This window comes from Sphingomonas jaspsi DSM 18422 (genome assembly GCF_000585415.1).
Taxonomy (GTDB): domain Bacteria; phylum Pseudomonadota; class Alphaproteobacteria; order Sphingomonadales; family Sphingomonadaceae; genus Sphingomicrobium; species Sphingomicrobium jaspsi.
Genome location: NZ_KK073876.1, coordinates 2285997 through 2301340 on the forward strand (window position 1 = coordinate 2285997; position 15344 = coordinate 2301340).

The following is a 15344-nucleotide window of genomic DNA, read 5'->3' on the forward strand; positions in this document are numbered from 1 at the left end:
CGCCAACGGAACCAATCGGCCAGTCGAGCGCTGGAGAAGCAGCGTCCCTCGTTACGGCGCTGACATGAAGTGTCCCGGTTGGCGGACGTGTGGGGTGGTCGTCCTTGGTTCCAGTGTCTGAAAGCCGTTTCAATCGCGCGACTTATGCCGTGCTCGGTGCGGCGTTCCTTCTGCTCGCAATTGCCTTCGCGGCGGCTGTCAGCCTGTCGCGTATCGCTACGTCGGCGGGCGACCGGGTCGAACATACCTTCGAAGTCATATCGACCATATCGTTGCTGGAAACGGACATCGAGCGGTCGGAAACCGCCGTTCGCGGATGGTTGCTTGCGCCAGAACCGCAACGCCTGGCCAACTACAAGAAATTTTCTTCCCGCATCGCCCCGACACTGGAGGCGGCGGAATCTCTGGTGGCCGACAACCGAAAGCAAGTCCGCGCGATCCAGAATTTGAAGCCCGACTTGATCGAGGAAGTCGAAACGCTCGACGCCATCGTCGCGCTTGCCGAACGCGGCGACCGCCAAGGTGCGCTACGGCTTTTCCTCGATACGGCCAACAAGTTCAACGTTACGACAATCCGCAACGAAACCGACGCGATGCGGGCCGAGGAACGGCGATTGCTCACTCAGCGTCGGGCGGCGGAAGGCCGGGCGCTGCGCAACTTCGCGCTGGTGGTCGCCATCACTGCCGGCCTGCTCGCGGCGGTCGCGATCGGGGTGTTCTTCCTGGTACGACGGTACACGTCGACCATCCTCGCCAGCCGGGCCCGGCTTCACCTGCTCAACACCAACCTTGAAGGCGCGGTGGCGGAACGAACCTCGGACCTCAAGCGCGCCAACGACGAGATCCAGCGCTTTGCCTATGTCGTCAGCCACGACCTGCGATCGCCGCTCGTCAACGTGATGGGGTTCACGGCCGAACTGGAGCGGGCCGACAAGGTCGTCAGCGACTTCATCGGCAAGGTCGAGGAAGCGCAGCCCGACCTGGTGACGCAGGACGTGACCTACGCCGCCCGCGAAGACCTGCCCGAAGCAATCGGCTTCATCCGTTCGTCGACGCAGAAGATGGACCGGCTGATTAACGCCATCCTCGACCTGTCGCGGCAGGGACGGCGGGTGCTGACGCCGGAGCATCTGCCGATGGAGCGGATTTTGCAGGACATCGCTGACAGCCTTGCCACGCAAAGCGACCTTCGGGGTGCAACCATCACTATCGAGACGCCCCTGCCCGATCTTCGCCACGATCGACTAGCGGTCGAGCAGATTTTCCAAAACCTGATGGAAAATGCGACCAAATATTTGTCGCCCGACCGCCCCGGCCAGATCGTCGTGCGCGGTCGCCGCGAGGGTAAGCGGGCGATCTACGAGGTCGAGGATAATGGGCGTGGCATTGCGCCCGAGGATCATGAGCGCGTGTTCGAATTGTTCCGTCGGTCAGGCCAGCAGGATCAGAAGGGCGAAGGAATCGGGCTCGCTAATGTCCGCGCACTGGCCTACCGCCTTGGCGGCACGGTAACGGTTCGGTCGACCTTAAGCGAAGGTTCAACCTTTGTCGTTGATTTGCCGACGGAATTTTCTGGGGAGGACAAGGAATGAACGCGCAGCATCCGGTCAGCATCGTGATGATCGAGGACGATGAGGGCCATGCCCGGCTGATCGAAAAGAATATCCGCCGCGCGGGGATTTCGAATTCGCTGCGCCATTTTACCGATGGCACCAGCGGTCTCGACTATCTGTTCAACGCGCCGGAAGGTCCGGCACATAACGGCCCCGCGCTCGTGCTCCTCGACCTCAACCTGCCGGACATGAGCGGGACCGACATCCTCGCCAAGATCAAGGGCGACGAGAAATTGCACCGCGTTCCCGTCGTCGTGCTCACCACGACTGACGACAAGAATGAAATCCAGCGCTGCTACGACCTCGGCTGCAACGTCTACATCACCAAGCCGGTCAATTACGAAAGCTTCGCCGACGCGATCCGCCAACTGGGGCTGTTCCTGTCGGTGATCCAGGTGCCGAGCAACGACGCCTGATGAAAGAGCCGCGTACCATCCTGTATATCGATGATGACGCCGGCCTGCGCAGGCTGGTGGACAAGCTGTTGTCGCGTCGCGGCCATACGGTCGTCACGGCCGAGGACGGCGCGGCGGGCGTCGCCAAGGCCCGCGAAGGCAATTTCGATATCATTGCCGTCGACCATTATATGCCGGGCATGGACGGGCTGCAGACGCTGGCCGCATTGCGTGAGCTGCCTGACTGTCCGCCAGTGGTTTATGTCACCGGGTCCGAAGAGAGCCAGATCGCCGTCGCGGCGCTGAAGGCGGGCGCCTACGAATATGTGGTCAAGACGATTGGCGACGATTTCGTCGACCTGCTCGAGCAGGCCTTCACACTCGCGCTCGCCCGCGTCCGGCTGGAACGGGAAAAGCGCGAGGCGGAGGACAAGCTTAAGGCTGCCAACGAGCGGCTCGAAGCCTTGCTGCGCGAGGTCAACCACCGCGTCGCCAACTCGCTGCAGCTGGTGTCGACCTTCGTCCATATGCAGGCGCGCGGGCTGGACAATGCCGGCGCCCGCGAGGCGCTCGAAGATACCCAGCGGCGGATCGACGCCATCGCCCAAGTCCATCGCAAGCTCTATGCCAGCGGCGATGTCGAGCAGGTGGCGATGGACGAATATCTGGCCGCCATCGTCGAGGAACTGCAGGAAACCTGGTCGACCCCGACTGCCCCGCGATCGATCCAGCTTCGAGCCGAGCCGCTGCAGCTTCATCCCGACAAGGCGGTGTCGCTGGGCGTGATCGTCAACGAACTGGTCTCCAACGCGTGCAAATACGCCTACGACCCGGCCGTTCCGGGTGAGATCAGGGTCGAACTCAGCCGCGCCAACGACCAGCAATTTTCCCTGCTGGTCGAAGACGATGGCTGCGGAATCAAGGACGGCGATGCGCCCAAGGGCAGCGGCTTAGGGTCGAAGCTGGTCCTCGCCATGGCCAAGTCGCTTGCCGCGACGTTGGACTATGACAAGGCTCACACCGGCGTCCGCGCGCGCGTCGTGGCCGCGATCTAGCTGCCCCGCGCCGGCGCGCCTGGCCCAACCCCGACGCAATCCGCGACCTTGAGCGGGGGCGGCGCATCGGCCCGAAGCGCAATCCGATCGGTCATCGTCACCAGCTTGCGCAGGTACATGTCAGTATAGACGGTCTGGCAAGCGCGGCTGAGGTGGGACAGTTCGGGCAATACCCATGGCTGCGGCCCGAAATCGTCGGCATGGATGCCCTTCACTTTTGCCTGGGCAAGGATCTGCTCCCAGCCTTTTGATTTGGGGATGCGCGCTTCCTCGTTGACCCTCAGGCGTGCGGCTGATGGCGGACGCAGAAAGATAACTTCCCCGCCGCGCGCCCGGATCGCGGCGACCGCCGCGACCGTTTCCTTCAACGTCTTGGGCACATCGAATGGCGGTTCGCCCGGTTCGGCCTTGAAATCGCCCCATGCATGGATCGCGTGCCCCTGGATCAGCGGATTGGTTTCGACCCGATCCCACATCGTATATTGGCGCCGCTGGTCTTCGGTGCTGATCTTCCACACTTCCTCGTAAGGGCCACGAGCGCCCGCGCGCTGGTTTCGATCAAGGCGATGGATCAGGACGCTCAGGCGGTAATCCTTCGATGGGAACGCTAACGACTTTTCGAGCAGGTCGCCGAGCCACAGCCGCGTCCGCTGCGACGGCAGCCGCGTCTTTTCAGGCTCCTTAAGGTACAATCCGGCAAACCCCGCTGGACCGAAGTAGGGCGTGTCGGCCATCCCGACCAGCACCAGTCCGTTGACCGACGGATCCTTGGCCAAATCCTGCAGCAGCACCAGCGCGCTTGAGCCAACGACGCCAAGCTGCACCGGGTCCTTGCCGGTGAGCGCCTTGAACCGCGCCAGGTCGGTGTCGAACATCAGGCGGCTGTCGCTGACCATCACGACCTTGTCCTTGCCCCCGGCGGTCAGGCGGTTCGCTTCCCAGCGGGCGATGCTGTCGTCGACGTCGCCCGCAACCAGCCCGAGCGAGCGCATCTTCATTTCCCAGCCGATCGTCAGCAGGACGACGGCGATGGCCGCGACCAGCGCCATCATGCCCCACGGTCGGTCGGGAATGTCGCGCGTCGGCACCGGCTGTGCTTGCCCCGGACGGTCGGACGCGGTGAGGCGAAGACCCGCGGGCAGCGCGCCTTCGTGGATGGCGTCAGAAGGCGAAGTAGATGAAGGCATTGCCTTGCCCCTGCTCGATGATCACCGCGAACAGCATCGCGGCCCATGCGGTGGTGAGCGCCCAGGCCGGGGTGCGCTCGACGACGGCTTCGATGGTGGTCGACCGCATTGCCCAGTGCGTGCCGACGATGCCCGCGACGACCAGCAAAGCGCAGATCATCGGCACCATCGCCACCAGCGGTTTTCCGCCCGGCGCATGGCCAGCCATCGCGCCGAGGATCGTCCAGGCCTCCTTGAAGCTGTCGGCGCGGAAAAAGACCCAGGTCACGTCGATCAGCAGGAAGGTCAGCAGCATTACGGCGATCAGGCTGGCGCCCGACGGCTTGAACCCGCCGAAACGACCCTTCAGCCAGCGTTCGACTGACAGATAAAGGCCGTGCAGCCCGCCCCAGGCGACGAAGGTCCAGTTGGCACCGTGCCACAGGCCGCCAAGCAGCATCGTCCCCATCAGCGCCATGTAGGTGCGCGCCGGGCCGTGGCGGTTGCCGCCGAGCGGGATGTAGAGATAATCGCGCAGCCATGCCGACAGGGTGATGTGCCAACGCCGCCAGAAGTCGGAGAAGCCCGCTGCCGCATAGGGAAAGCGGAAGTTGTCGGGCATGGCGAAGCCGAGCGTCAGCGCCACCCCGATGGCGGTCGTCGAATAGCCGGCGAAGTCGCAAAAGATCTGGCCCGCAAAGGCCAGCGTCGCGACCCAGGCATCGAGCGGAAGGGGCGCCATCGGTCCACGCGGATCGTACACCGCCTCCACCACCGGGGCGAGGAAACCGTCGGCCAGCACCACCTTCTGGAAAAGCCCGACCGTCATCAGGAACAGGCCGAACAGCAGCATGGTGCGCGTCGCGCGCTTCGCTTCGGCGAACTGCGGCACCAGTTCGGTCGGGCGCATGATCGGACCCGCCACCAGGTGCGGGAAGAAGGTCACGAACAGCGCATAGTCGAGGAAATGTTCAGCCGGCTTCGCGCGCTTGAGATAGACGTCGAGGGTGTAGCTCAGGGTCGCGAAGGTGTAGAAGCTGATGCCGACCGGCAGGACGATATTATATTTGGCCGGAACATATTCGATGCCAATGCTGGCCGCGAGCGCGACGAAATTGTCGAGCAGGAACTGGCCATATTTGAAGAAGGCCAGCATGCCGAGGTTCACCACCAGCGAGGCGATGAGCCAGAAGCGGCGGACCGACTTTTTCTCCGACCGGATCATAGTCTGCGCGGCCCACCAATCGACAACGGTCGATGCCCACAGCAGCAGGACGAAGGGCGGATTCCAGGCCGCGTAGAAAATGTAGCTGGCGACTAGCAGGAATAGCTTGCGGCCCGTCCACGGCAACCGCAGCTGCCACACCGCCAGCACGATGGCGAAGAAGACGATGAACGTCAGCGAATTGAAAATCATTGCCCGCGTGACCCACGCAGGAACCGAGCGTAACGCATCCGACAGCCCCCTGTCTCGTGATGACGCGACTCGCCCGCCTCCGCCGCGGACCGGGCAACGTTAACCGAGTTTAATGGGAATGCCAGCCGTCAGGCGGCAGGCCATGTCTCGAGGACTTCAACGAAGCGGCTGAGCCAGGCGTTGGTCTGATGCCCGTCGACGACGCGATGGTCGATGGTCAGCGTGACATAGGCCATCGGGCGAATGAGGATTGCGTCCTGACCGCCCACCGTCCGCACGACCACGCGCTTTTCCAGCTTGCCGACGCCGAGGATCGCCGCCTGTCCCGCGTGGAGGATGATGGGGCTGGCGAGCAGGCTGCCCGACACGCCATGGTTGGAAATGGTGAAGCTGCCGCCGCTGACGTCCGCGCCGGTCAGTTGCCCCGCCCGGGCGCGGCTGGTGAGATCGTCGAGCTTGCGGCCGATGTCTTCGAGGCTGAGCGAACCTGCATCCTTGACCACCGGGACGACCAACCCCTTGTCGCCAAGCGCGGTGCCGACGCCGACGTTGATCGTCGGCGATACCGCGATGCGGTCGTCTTCCCAGCGGCCGTTGATGGCCGGGGCGACCGCCATCGCTTCGGCCGCCGCCTTGATGAGGTAGGCGGTGTAGCTGAGCTTCACCCCCTTGGCCGCAAGCGCTGCCTTGTGCGCGGCGATGGCGCTGAAATCGGCTTCGAACAGCGCGGTGACGTGCGGCGCCTCGCTGACCGCGCGGACCATATTCTCGGCGATCTTGAGCCGCATCCGGTCGTGCGGAATGTCGGCGCCCTCGAAATGACGCGGCTGCGCGGTGGTCGGTTCACCGACATGCGTCACCGTCGCCATTTCGACGAAGCGGTCGACGTCGTCACGGGTGATACGCCCGTCGCGCCCGGTACCGGTGATGCGCGATGGGTCGATGTCGTGCTGCAGGATCGCGCGCTTGACCGCCGGCGACAGGCGCAACTCGCGCGCTGCGTCGGCATCGACCTTCGGCGATTCGACCTTGGGCGCTTCCGCAACAGACTTCGCTTCCGCCACCCGCTGCGCGGCGCCCTGCGGGTCGATCCGCGCCAACACTGCGCCCGGCAAGGCTTCGTCGTCCGTCGTCAGCAGCACTTCGGCCAGCACGCCTGCGGCGGGTGACGGTACCTCCTGCGTGACCTTGTCGGTTTCCAGCTCGACCAGCGGATCGTTGACCGCGACCGCCTCGCCGATCTTTTTCAGCCAGGCGCGGACGACCGCCTTGGTGCCTTCCTGCTCGTCGGGAACGCGGACGTCGATCATGCTCTTAAAACCCCACCAGCCGGTCGATTTCGGCCCGGATTTTCTCGACGCTCGGAACCGCCCAGTCGAGCAGCTTGGGGTGATGCGGGCTCGGAATATCGGGCATCGTCACGCGCGCGACCGGCGCGTCGAGGTCGAGGAAGGCTTCGTCCGCGACCACCGCCGCGATCTCCGCGCCGAAACCTCCGGTGCGAAGGTCTTCGTGGACGATCAGGCAACGCCGCGTCTTGCGTACGCTGTCGAGCACCATGTCGCGATCCCACGGGTTGAGCGTGCGCAGGTCGATGACGTCCGCGCTGATACCGTCGACCGCCGCTTCGCAGCGCGGAACCATCGCGCCCCAAGTGACGATGGTTATCCTGTCGCCTTCGCGCGTCTTCTTGGCTTTGCCGAACGGCACGACAAAGTCGTCGCCCGGCCACGGCCGCCGCGCCCAGCTGTCGTCGAGCATCGCGCGATGTTCGAAGAACAGCACCGGGTCGTGACCGCGCAAGGACATGCGCAGCAGCCCGACCGCGTCCTCGGCGTTCGACGGCACCGCGACCTTCCAGCCGGGATTGTGGACGAACTGCACCTCGTTGGTCTGGCTGTGCCACGGGTCGCCGCATTTGAAGAAGCCGCCGGGCACGCGCAGCACCATCGGTGCGGCGAAGCGGTTAGCGGTGCGCCAGCGCATCGTGCCGCAATCGTTGATCTGCTCGGTCGCAGGCTCGGCATATTTGCGGAACTGGATTTCGGGGACCGGCAGCAGCCCGGCCAGTGCCATGCCGACCGCGCGGCCGACGATGCCTTCTTCATTGAGCGAGGTGTCGAACACGCGATCGACGCCATATTTGTCCTGCAGGCCGAGCGTCACGGCATGGACGCCGCCCTTCGGCCCGACATCCTCGCCGAACACGCACATCTTCGGGTTCGCGGCCAGTTCCTGGTCGAGCACGCGGCGGATGGCGGTGACCATGTTGATGCGCTGGCCGTCGGGCCGCGCTTCTTCGGTCGTGCCGTCGAGGCTCAGCCCCGCCTGCCCGCCGACACCGGCATGGGCGCCCTCGAAAAAGACGTTGGCCGTGACCTTGTCGGGAGACGAGACGCCGCGCGCTTCAGCTTCGGCGCGAGCGGCCTCCACCTCATGATCGACGCGCGTTTCAAGCTCATCCCATGCCATGCCGCCCAGCTGACGCTGCTCGACAAAGGCCTTGAGCTTGGGCAGCGGGTCGCGCGCCCATTCGGCCTCGATCTGATCGGGCGACTTGTAGGTCTGGGTGTCCTGGTAGCTATGGCCTTCGAGCCGCGGGACGGTAAGGCGGATCAGCGCCGGCCCCTTGCGCCCGCGCACATGCGCCACCGCTTCGCCGATCAGCCGCGCCGCTTCATCCGGTTCGGTGCCGTCCCCATTCCAGATCGCGAGGTTCTTGAAGCTGGCGAGGTTGGCGGCAATGTCGCGGCCCGGCGTCTGGTAATCCGAGGTGGTCGAGATGCCGTAGCCATTGTCCTCGATGTAAAACAACAGTGGCAATTGTTGCGTCGTGGCAATTGTTAGCGCCGACCAAAATCCGCCGGTAGCGCAGCTCGCGTCGCCGCCGAGCACCACCGCGATAGCGCCCTCATCGCGCTCGCCCAGCACCTTGGCCTTGTACGTGATCGCCTGCGCCCAGCCGGCCGACGGCGCATATTGCGCGCCCACCCCGCCGCACATCGGCAGCGCATGGGCACCGCCGGGATTGGGGTAGTTGAAAACCACGCCGATATCGCGACCGTCGGAATAACCGCCTTCGCGCCCCATGCCCGAACCGAGCGCGTCAGCCAGCGGCACGCCCAGCGCCAGCAGCATCGGGCGCGAACGATAATAGCCGCAGGCGGCATCGCCGTCGCGCAGGTGCAGGCCGAGGATAATCTGGGCCATGTCGTGGCCGCGCGCCGAAAATTGGTAGAGCACCTTCTTTTCGGGAACGAGCACCTGCTCTTCCAGCGCATCGAGCGCCCGGCTGGTCAGCACCAACCTGGAAACGTCCCGCCAGTCGAGATCGGCCTTCGGTCTAAAGTCCGCGTCGGCCACGTTGATTAGTCCCCGAGCACCGAGACGATGGCGGCGATGAAGCGGTCGATGTCGCGATCGGCCATGCCAAGCACGTTGAACCGGCCGCTGTCAGCCATGTAGATTGCGTCGCTGTCGCGCAGCGCCCGCACTTGGCTCACTTCCAGCGGCAGCATCGAAAACATGCCATACTGCTGGCCAATGTAGGCAAGGCGCGGATCGGCCTCTGCGATCCTGGAGCGGACGCGATTGACGCGGTCCCGCATCTCGCCAAGCTCGGCCTGCCAGTCGGCTGCAAGCGCTTCGTCTTCGAGCACCAGCCGAATCGCGGCCGCACCATGATCGGGCGGCATCGACCACATCGCCCGGGCGATCTGCGACACATGGTCCATCGCCAGCTTGGTCGTGGCGGCGCGCGCCGTCTTGACCCACAGCGATCCGACGCGGTCGCGATAAACGCCGAAATTCTTGTCGTTGCTGTGCGCAATGATGACTTCGTCGCAGGCGTCGAGCAGCAGGCGGATACCTTCGGCATCCTCGTGCCAGCCCCGGCCAAGACCCTGATAGGCGAGGTCGACCATCGGCAGCAGCCCGCGCTGGGCGACGACCCGAGTGACGTCGCGCCACTGGTCGATGTCGAGGTCGGCGCCGGTCGGATTATGGCAGCAGCCATGCAGCAGCACCACATCGCCGGCCCTGGCACCGTCGAGCATCGTCAGCATCTCGTCGAAGCGGATGCGGTGACTGTCGCGGTCGTAGAAACCGTAGCGGACGATCTCGAGCCCGGCGGTCTCGATCACCGGGATATGGTTGGGCCAGGTCGGGGTCCCGACCAGCACCCGGGCACCCGGGTTGGCGGCGGCGATTAGTTTGAACGCGAGACTAAGCGCACCGCAACCGCCCGGCGTCTGCAGACCCATGATCCGATCATCGCCGGCATGATGGCCCAGCACCCACGGACGCAGAAGTTCGGCAAACCGGACATCGCCCTTACCGCCCAAATAGCTTTTGGTTTCCTGCGTCTCCCACAACCGAAGTTCGGCAGCCTTCAGCGCGCGCAAGATGGGCGTGCGTCCCTCGCCGTCGCGATAGACGCCGACGCCGACATCGATCTTGGTCGGCCGCGTATCGGCATTGGCCGCCGCGATCAGTGCGAGCAGCGAATCGCTCTCGATCGGCCCAAGCTTTTCAAGGAGTTGGGCGCCCCCGCCCGAGGTGGTGTTGGTCGGACTATCCAGCATGGGCGCCGGACTAGCCGATTAGGGCGCAACAGTCACGCATCATAGTCGAGCGCGACATCGTCGCCGACCGGGACCGACTGGCAGGTCAGCACATAGCCCGCCGCGATTTCCTCGTCGGTGAGGCCATATCGCGCCGCCATCTCGACCTTCCCGCGCATCACCTTGGCACGGCAGGTGGCGCAGACGCCGGCCTTGCAGGCGAAGGGGGCCGGCAGCCCCGCCTCGCGCGCGCTGTCGAGGATGTTCTTTCCATCGAACTCGACCTTGCGGGTGCGGCCGTCGAGGGTGACGCTCATGGTCAGGCCCTTCGCCTCTTCTTGTGCCGCCTGCATCGCAGCCGCTGCCGCCGCCGATGGCCGGCCCGCGGTGAAGCGTTCGATGTGGATGCGGTCCTTGGCCACACCCTTGTCGACCAGCGCCGCTTCCGCGGCATCCATCATCGGCCCGGGGCCACAGATGAACCAGCCGTCGATGTCGGACGGATCGGCGACGAAGGCGTCGATCGCGGCGTCGCAGGTGTCGCGGTCGAGCATGCCGTTCAACAGCTCGAAATCGCCCTCTTCGTCGCTCAGGAAATGATAGAGGTCGAACCGCCCCATGTAGCGGTCCTTAAGGTCGGCGAGCGCCTCGAGGAAGATCACCGACTGACTGTCGCGGTTGCCATAGAACAAAGTGAATCGGCTGTCGGGTTCGGTGCTCAGCGCAGTGCGGATGAGGCTCATCACGGGCGTGATGCCGCTGCCACCCGCGAAGCCGACGTAGCGGCGCGACGCGGCAGGGTCGAAATCGGTGGTGAAGCTGCCATGCGGCGTCATGACGTCGAGCGTGTCACCGGACTTCAGACTATCGCCGACCCAGTTGGAGAATACGCCGCCCGCGATCCGCTTCACGGTGACTTTCAACTCGCCGTCCGACGGCGCGACGCACAGCGAATAGTTGCGCCGCACTTCCTCGCCTCCGATGTCGGCGCGCAGCGTTAGATGCTGGCCCGCCTTGAAGTTGAAGGCGTCGGCAAGCTCAGCCGGAACCTCGAAGCGGATCGAATTGGCGTCCTCGGTCTCGGGGACGATTTCCGCCACCTTCAGCGCATGGAAATGCTCGGCCATCTTACCAGGTCGCATCCGGGTAAGTGCGCGGCAGATACTGCATCACCGCCAGCAGGTGCCCGAGATGCTCGCTATGGTGGCCGCGACGGCCGCCCAGGATCGGTCGCTGGTCCGGCGGCGCGCACAGCTGCGCTTCGTCGAGCACCTTGCCGATCGCGGCGCGATAGTCGTCGTAAAAGCTCATCGGATCGATCGCGACGCCGCGTTCGATCAGCCCGCACAGCACCTCGTCGACCTCGAACAGTTCGGGGACGAAGCGCCAGCACCAGTCGAGCCCGTCGCGCATGCGCTGCGCGCTTTCCTCCGTCCCGTCGCCGAGGCGGATGGTCCAGTCGGCGGCGAGCTCGCGGTGATAGGCGACTTCCTTGACGCCTTTGGCCGCGACGGCGGCGATGCCTTCATGACTCGACGCCTGAAGTCTTTCGTAAAGCATATGCTGCCAGGTCGAAAACAGCAGCTGGCGCGCGATGGTTTGCGCGAAATCGCCATTGGGCTGCTCGACAAGAATGCAGTTCTTGTAATCGAGCACGTCGCGGTGGAACGCCAGCTTGTCGGCATCACCCGCCAGCCCGAGCAGGTTGGTCCCCTGCCCGATCAGGTCGAGCGCGAGATTGGCAAGGCTGAGGTCAACCTCCAGCGCCGGAGCGTGTCCGCACCATTCGCTGAGCCGCTGGCCGAGGACCAACGCATCGTCGCCAAGCCGGCAGAGATAATCGAACAGCGGCGGGTCGTCGTGCTGGACGGCGGGCGCGTCGAACGCGCCATGGTCGCTCGCGGTCGCCGCCTTGCGTTCGACGTCTTTCTCGATGGTCGGAAGGCTCGGCATCAGATGTGCTTCACCACGTCCGGGATGTCGTAGAAGGTCGGGTGGCGATAGACCTTGTCGGCCGCCGGCTCGAACGTTGGGCCGCTATCGGCCGGGTCGGAGGCGACAATGTCGGTCGACTTCACCACCCACAGCGACACGCCTTCCATGCGCCGCGTGTAAGTGTCGCGCGCATGCTTCAGTGCCATTTCCGGGTCGGGTGCATGGACGCTACCCGCGTGGCGGTGGCTGAGCCCGCCCTTGGAGCGCACGAACACTTCCCACAGCGGCCAGTCGTGACCGGACATAGTCTTTCCCCTCTTCAACCGTCGGTCAGGCCGCGGCGCGCTTCCTGCGCTTTTCTTCATAGGCGGCGGCGGCATCGCGGACCCAGGCGCCATTGTCCCAGGCGTCGCGGCGCGCTTTCATCCGTTCCTTGGCGACCGGGCCTTCACCGCGGACGACCGCGTAAAATTCTTCCCAGTCGACCTCGCCGAAATCGTAGCCGCCTTTGGCCTCGTTCCACGCCAGCGCCTCATCCGGGACGGTGAGGCCGAGATATTCGGCCTGCGGAACGGTGATGTCGACGAACTTCTGCCTGAGCTCGTCATTGGTCTCACGCTTGATCCGCCAGCGCATCGAGCGCGCGGTGTTGGGCGAATCCTCGTCCGGCGGGCCGAACATCATCAGCGACGGCCACCACCAGCGGTTGAGCGCGTCCTGCGCCATCCGCTTCTGCTCCGGCGTGCCCTGGGCAAGGAACATCATCGCCTCATAGCCCTGGCGCTGGTGGAAACTTTCTTCCTTGCACACGCGGATCATGGCGCGGGCATAGGGACCGTAACTGGTGCGCTGCAGCGGCACCTGGTTCATGATGGCGGCGCCATCGACCAGCCAGCCGATGGCGGCAATGTCCGCCCAGGTCAGCGTCGGATAGTTGAAGATGGTGCTGTACTTGGCCTTGCCGCTGTGCAGCGCCTCGACCATTTCCTCGCGGCTGGTACCGAGCGTTTCCGCCGCGCAATAAAGGTAGAGGCCGTGGCCGCCCTCGTCCTGCACCTTGGCAAGCAGGATCGCCTTGCGGCGCAGCGACGGCGCGCGGGTAATCCAATTGCCTTCGGGCAGCATGCCGACGATTTCGCTGTGCGCATGCTGGCTGATCTGCCGCACAAGCGTCTTGCGATAGGCTTCGGGCATCCAGTCCTTGGGCTCGATGAACTCGTCGGCGGCAACGCGCGCCTCGAAGGCCTCGAGGAGCGCCGGATCCTCGGCGGTCTCGATAGGCTGGACGGACTTGTTGAGCTCGGTCGTATACATGGGGGCGATGTAGCGATTTAACGCCCCCGCTTCAAACCCCGAGCGTCACTGATAGTCGGCCGTCACCTGCAGAGTGCCGCTGTACACGCCGTCGGCCGTGGTCGGGCTGACCGTGATCGACCCGCCAACCCCGAAGTCCGATCCCGGGAAGCCGGAATTGGTCAGCGTGAAATTGGACGGCACGATCGGCGTGAAGACGAGCACATTGCCCGCTGCGTTGGTCAGGTTGACCGGGGCGGCCGTCACGCGAACGACCTGCTGGTTCGACCCTTGGGCATTGAAAATCGCGGGCTTCGGCGTTCCAGAGCAAATCAACGGCGCCGGACAGGTGACGACACCGGTGGTGCTGATCGACATGGTCACAGCGCTGCCCGATGACGGGAGCAGTATCTGCCCGAAGTCGAAATCCTGCTTGGCAGCAAGCGTCAGCGTTTTGAGCAGGGTAGCCTTGACCGTTACGTTGGTTGTCGCCGCCGCAGCGGGCATTGGGGCCGCGAACACGGCAACAGCCGCAATCGCTGCAAGGCGTGTCTTGAAGGTGGGGTGGATCACCATTGAACTCCGGCAAATTCATCCAATCCGGACCGGAATAGCTCCGCATGGTGAAAAAGCCGTTAACTACGAGCAGCGTCGAAATCGTCGCGCGCACGCTCGACCTTGGCCAGGTTCTGCTCCGCCCAGCGCCATACTCCGCAGAAACTTTCGCCGAGCCCGTGGCCGAGGTCGGTCAGGCAGTAATCGACATGTGGCGGGATAACGGGATGAACGGTGCGCCTGACCAGGCCGTCGCGCTCCATCGCCCTCAGCGTCTGGGTCAGCATCTTCTGGCTAACCTTGGGGATGGCCCGCGATAATTGGGTAAAGCGCAGCGTGCCGGCCTCGGACAATTCCTCGATCACCAGCATGGTCCATTTGTCGGCAACGCGCCCAATTAGATCGTGCACGAGCGCCTCGACGCGAGGATCGACGTGGGAGTAGGCGGGGCTGTCGGACATCACACTCTCTTTTCGGTAAGTATAAATCTTTTGGGTGCCTTCTTTCGAACGGGTAGCACGGAACTAAATCACCTGTCTCCCCTTACCCACGCATCCCTTGGAGACAGACATGAAGACTAGCGGAAACACCATTCTCGTCACCGGCGGCGGGTCCGGCATCGGCCGGGCCTTGGCGCGCCGATGGCACGACGCCGGCAACACCGTCATCGTCGCCGGCCGGCGGCTGGACGCGCTGGAAGAAACCATCGCGGGTCGCGACAAGATGCATGCCATCGTACTCGACGTTGAATCGCCCGACGCGATCAAGGAATTCGCTCGCGATTTGCTTGCCGACCATCCCGACCTCAATGTGCTGGTCAACAACGCCGGCATCATGCGGCGCGAAGACCCGACGGCAGCGCGCGACCTTGGCGATGCCGAAGCGACCATCGTCACCAACCTGCTCGGACCCATCCGCCTCACCGACGCGCTGGTCGACCACCTCAAGCAGCAAGCCGACGCGGCGATCGTGAACGTGACCTCCGGGCTGGCGTTCGTGCCGCTGCCCGCCACCGCGACATATTCGGCGACCAAAGCGGCCATGCACAGCTACACCCAGTCTCTGCGCGAGCAGCTGCGTGGACAGATCGAGGTCATCGAGCTCGCGCCGCCCGGTGTGCAGACCGATCTTACGCCCGGCCAGGCAACGCGCGAGGGTTACCAGCCGCTGGACGAGTTCGCTGACGAGGTGATGAACTTGTTCGCCCAGCAGCCGACGCCGCCGGAAATTCTCGTCGAGCGCGTCAAATTCCTGCGCTTTGCCGAGCGTGACGGAACCGTGCAGCAGGCGCTCGACGCCTTCCGCGCCTATTAAAGCCGCTTGGCCTGCCCGCGCCCCGCTTGCTAAGCGGCG

15 protein-coding genes are annotated in these 15344 nt (G+C 64.6%); 4 read left to right on the forward strand and 11 right to left on the reverse strand.

Annotation, left to right across the window (positions count from 1 at the left end; genetic code table 11):
- Positions 1–113: 113 nt before the first annotated feature.
- The 3 genes from G570_RS11605 to G570_RS11615 are packed head-to-tail and all read left to right on the forward strand — an operon-like array spanning position 114 to position 3063.
- Positions 114–1592 (forward strand): sensor histidine kinase, encoded by a 1479-nt coding sequence (locus tag G570_RS11605; protein ID WP_245600297.1) that lies wholly within the window; start codon positions 114–116, stop codon positions 1590–1592.
- Complete coding sequence (locus tag G570_RS11610; RefSeq protein WP_037502506.1) at positions 1589–2029, forward strand: response regulator; 441 nt, start codon at positions 1589–1591, stop codon at positions 2027–2029. The genes G570_RS11605 and G570_RS11610 overlap by 4 nt, the downstream gene beginning before the upstream one ends.
- Positions 2029–3063, forward strand: coding sequence for a sensor histidine kinase (locus G570_RS11615; protein WP_037502508.1), 1035 nt, complete (start codon positions 2029–2031; stop codon positions 3061–3063). Before G570_RS11610 ends, G570_RS11615 begins: the two co-directional genes overlap by 1 nt.
- On the opposite strand, the gene G570_RS11620 is transcribed toward G570_RS11615, so the two are convergent.
- The 11 genes from G570_RS11620 to G570_RS11670 all read right to left on the reverse strand — a co-directional run bounded on the left by G570_RS11620 (position 3060) and on the right by G570_RS11670 (position 14452).
- Positions 3060–4250 carry a hypothetical protein gene (locus tag G570_RS11620; protein WP_156930439.1) on the reverse strand — a complete coding sequence of 397 codons (1191 nt, stop codon included), beginning with the start codon at positions 4248–4250 and terminating at the stop codon, positions 3060–3062. The genes G570_RS11615 and G570_RS11620 overlap by 4 nt on opposite strands.
- Positions 4225–5646, reverse strand: a complete 1422-nt coding sequence (locus G570_RS11625) for an MBOAT family O-acyltransferase (RefSeq protein ID WP_037502515.1) — start codon at positions 5644–5646, stop codon at positions 4225–4227. The genes G570_RS11620 and G570_RS11625 overlap by 26 nt, the downstream gene beginning before the upstream one ends.
- Positions 5647–5774: 128 nt before the next feature.
- Positions 5775–6956, reverse strand: a complete 1182-nt coding sequence (locus G570_RS11630; RefSeq protein WP_037502519.1) for a dihydrolipoamide acetyltransferase family protein — start codon at positions 6954–6956, stop codon at positions 5775–5777.
- Positions 6957–6960: 4 nt separating this feature from the next.
- Positions 6961–9009: an alpha-ketoacid dehydrogenase subunit alpha/beta gene (locus G570_RS11635; RefSeq protein WP_037502522.1), complete on the reverse strand. Its 2049-nt coding sequence runs from the start codon at positions 9007–9009 to the stop codon at positions 6961–6963.
- A gap of 5 nt (positions 9010–9014) precedes the next feature.
- The gene (locus tag G570_RS11640) at positions 9015–10229 is read right to left on the reverse strand and encodes an amino acid aminotransferase (RefSeq protein WP_051504396.1); all 1215 of its coding nucleotides are present in this window, start codon (positions 10227–10229) and stop codon (positions 9015–9017) included.
- A gap of 32 nt (positions 10230–10261) precedes the next feature.
- Positions 10262–11350, reverse strand: coding sequence for a 1,2-phenylacetyl-CoA epoxidase subunit PaaE (paaE, locus tag G570_RS11645; RefSeq protein ID WP_245600298.1), 1089 nt, complete (start codon positions 11348–11350; stop codon positions 10262–10264).
- On the reverse strand, positions 11337–12161 hold the full coding sequence (gene paaC, locus G570_RS11650) for a 1,2-phenylacetyl-CoA epoxidase subunit PaaC (RefSeq protein ID WP_084607688.1): 825 nt from the start codon (positions 12159–12161) through the stop codon (positions 11337–11339). Before paaC ends, paaE begins: the two co-directional genes overlap by 14 nt.
- Positions 12161–12448, reverse strand: coding sequence for a 1,2-phenylacetyl-CoA epoxidase subunit PaaB (paaB, locus tag G570_RS11655; protein ID WP_037502529.1), 288 nt, complete (start codon positions 12446–12448; stop codon positions 12161–12163). Before paaB ends, paaC begins: the two co-directional genes overlap by 1 nt.
- Before the next feature lie 25 nt (positions 12449–12473).
- On the reverse strand, positions 12474–13457 hold the full coding sequence (gene paaA, locus G570_RS11660) for a 1,2-phenylacetyl-CoA epoxidase subunit PaaA (RefSeq protein ID WP_037502532.1): 984 nt from the start codon (positions 13455–13457) through the stop codon (positions 12474–12476).
- Between the two features lie 45 nt (positions 13458–13502).
- The gene (locus G570_RS11665) at positions 13503–13943 is read right to left on the reverse strand and encodes a DUF4402 domain-containing protein (protein WP_169731757.1); all 441 of its coding nucleotides are present in this window, start codon (positions 13941–13943) and stop codon (positions 13503–13505) included.
- A gap of 128 nt (positions 13944–14071) precedes the next feature.
- Positions 14072–14452, reverse strand: a complete 381-nt coding sequence (locus G570_RS11670) for a winged helix-turn-helix transcriptional regulator (protein ID WP_037502535.1) — start codon at positions 14450–14452, stop codon at positions 14072–14074.
- Between the two features lie 109 nt (positions 14453–14561).
- Here G570_RS11670 and G570_RS11675 point away from each other — a divergent pair, with 109 nt between their 5' ends.
- Complete coding sequence (locus tag G570_RS11675) at positions 14562–15305, forward strand: SDR family oxidoreductase (protein WP_037502538.1); 744 nt, start codon at positions 14562–14564, stop codon at positions 15303–15305.
- Positions 15306–15344 lie beyond the last annotated feature (39 nt).

Coding starts and splice junctions, on each gene's coding strand:
- G570_RS11610 (WP_037502506.1), top strand. CDS start 1,589: ATGAACGCGCAGCATCCGGTCAGCATCGTGATGATCGAGGACGATGAG.
- G570_RS11615 (WP_037502508.1), top strand. CDS start 2,029: ATGAAAGAGCCGCGTACCATCCTGTATATCGATGATGACGCCGGCCTG.
- G570_RS11620 (WP_156930439.1), bottom strand. CDS start 4,250: ATGCCTTCATCTACTTCGCCTTCTGACGCCATCCACGAAGGCGCGCTG.
- G570_RS11625 (WP_037502515.1), bottom strand. CDS start 5,646: ATGATTTTCAATTCGCTGACGTTCATCGTCTTCTTCGCCATCGTGCTG.
- G570_RS11630 (WP_037502519.1), bottom strand. CDS start 6,956: ATGATCGACGTCCGCGTTCCCGACGAGCAGGAAGGCACCAAGGCGGTC.
- G570_RS11640 (WP_051504396.1), bottom strand. CDS start 10,229: ATGCTGGATAGTCCGACCAACACCACCTCGGGCGGGGGCGCCCAACTC.
- paaE (WP_245600298.1), bottom strand. CDS start 11,350: ATGCGACCTGGTAAGATGGCCGAGCATTTCCATGCGCTGAAGGTGGCG.
- paaC (WP_084607688.1), bottom strand. CDS start 12,161: ATGCCGAGCCTTCCGACCATCGAGAAAGACGTCGAACGCAAGGCGGCG.
- paaB (WP_037502529.1), bottom strand. CDS start 12,448: ATGTCCGGTCACGACTGGCCGCTGTGGGAAGTGTTCGTGCGCTCCAAG.
- paaA (WP_037502532.1), bottom strand. CDS start 13,457: ATGTATACGACCGAGCTCAACAAGTCCGTCCAGCCTATCGAGACCGCC.
- G570_RS11665 (WP_169731757.1), bottom strand. CDS start 13,943: ATGCCCGCTGCGGCGGCGACAACCAACGTAACGGTCAAGGCTACCCTG.
- G570_RS11670 (WP_037502535.1), bottom strand. CDS start 14,452: ATGTCCGACAGCCCCGCCTACTCCCACGTCGATCCTCGCGTCGAGGCG.
- G570_RS11675 (WP_037502538.1), top strand. CDS start 14,562: ATGAAGACTAGCGGAAACACCATTCTCGTCACCGGCGGCGGGTCCGGC.